At 55.3% G+C, this 1,804-nt stretch carries 1 protein-coding gene; it reads right to left on the bottom strand.

From position 1 onward, the window contains the following. Positions 1-134: 134 nt before the first annotated feature. Positions 135-1,589 (bottom strand): multidrug efflux MATE transporter EmmdR, encoded by a 1,455-nt coding sequence (gene emmdR, locus ACOTYN_RS26210; RefSeq protein WP_014884458.1) that lies wholly within the window; start codon positions 1,587-1,589, stop codon positions 135-137. Positions 1,590-1,804: the final 215 nt, after the last annotated feature.

Genomic DNA, 1,804 nt, shown 5'->3' with positions numbered 1-1,804 from the left:
TCCGCCGTTCTACCGACTGAACTACAGAGGAATCGTGTGAACGGGGCGCATATTATCGATGCTCCCCCGGGATGTCAAAGGCAGAATGCAGATTTCCGATCGTTTGCCGATTTATTCTCCATTTCGCGCATTTGTCAGGCATTTTGTCGCGGATATTTCCATAGCCAGCGCCCGCTGACCATACGCCAGTAGAACAGCGCCCCGCGCACGGCCCAGTCAAGGAACATTCCCAGCCAGACACCCACCACGCCCCAGCCAAGCACCACACCTAACGTATAACCCGCCACAACCCGACACCCCCACATGCCGAGCATCGACACCCACATCGCAAAACGAGCATCACGCGCCCCTTTCAGACCCGCGGGTAGCACCCATGAGGCCGCCCAGATGGGCATAAACGCGGCATTGAGCCAGATAAGGATCTTAACAACCTCTTTCACATCCTGTTCATGGGTATAAAACGCGGCCATCAGCCCGGCAAAGGGGGCGGTTCCCCAGGCGATCGCCGTCAGGCCAATCGTTGACAGCCAGAACACGTGGCGCAGCTGACGTTCCGCCTGGCCTATCTGCCCTTTCCCGAGCCGTTTGCCCGTGATGATGGTCGAGGCTGAACCCAGCGCGTTACCCGGCAGGTTAATCAGCGAGGCGATGGAGAAGGCGATAAAGTTACCGGCGATAACGTCGGTCCCCATACCGGCGACAAACATCTGCGTCAGCAGCTTACCGCCGTTAAACAGCACTGATTCAATACTGGCGGGAATACCAATCCCCATCACTTCCCAGATAATGGCGAAGTTAAAGGGTCGGAAGTAGCTTTTCAGCGTAAGGCGCAGCGAAGGCGTGATGCCCGTCATCAGCACCCCGATAATCGCCGCAGCACCAATGTAGCGAGAAATGGTTAGCCCCAGACCGGCACCGACGAACCCCAACCCATCCCATGAAAACACGCCGTAGATCAGCACGCTGCTGATGATGATATTCAGAATATTCATCCCGCCGTTGATCAGCAGCGGGATTTTGGTGTTACCTGCCCCGCGCAGCGCACCACTGCCAATCAGCGCGATAGCCGCGGCCGGATAGCTTATGACGGTCATTTCGAGGTAGGTTAGCGCCAGGTCCTTCACCTCGTTCGTGGCTTCCCCGGCGACAACGTCGATAATCTCTTTACCGAAATAGTGGATCACCGCCGCCAGAACGATCGAAAAAATGGTCATGATCATCAGCGACTGGCGAGCCGCCTCGCGGGCCCGTTTGGGGTCAAGCTTGCCGAGGCTGAAGGCCACCACGACGGTTGTCCCAAGGTCGATAGCCGCGAAGAAGGACATCACCACCATGTTGAAGCTGTCCGCCAGCCCAACCCCCGCCATCGCCTCTTTCCCCAGCCAGCTGACAAGGAAGGTGCTCAACACCCCCATCAGCAGTACGCAGGTATTCTCCAGAAAGATAGGCACCGCAAGGGGGGTGATTTCACGCCAGAAGAGGACACGATAGCTTTTACGTTTTGCGTACCAGGGCGTGCGCATGATCGCCTGGCGCAGAGGAGCAGTGACGTTCAAAATGGACCTTAGCGAGAAAAGTTGAAACTCCATTTCAAATGATGGGGGAGAAATGCTCATCCTGCAAAGTATTTTCCTGAAAAAGATGTGTGGATTTACAACAAACTGACGACAGATTCAGCAGTCAGTCGATTTTCTCTAAGATCAGGTTTGACAAAAGTTTTTTCGCCGCTAAGATAAGCCTCCACAACGATTCCTCTGTAGTTCAGTCGGTAGAACGGCGGACTGTTAATCCGTATGTCACTGGT

Source organism: Enterobacter cloacae complex sp. IR5458, from assembly GCF_049238025.1.
Classification (GTDB): Bacteria; Pseudomonadota; Gammaproteobacteria; order Enterobacterales; family Enterobacteriaceae; genus Enterobacter; species Enterobacter kobei.
The sequence above is the reverse complement of the archived record's forward strand: the minus strand, read 5'-3'. Positions and strand labels throughout refer to the sequence as shown.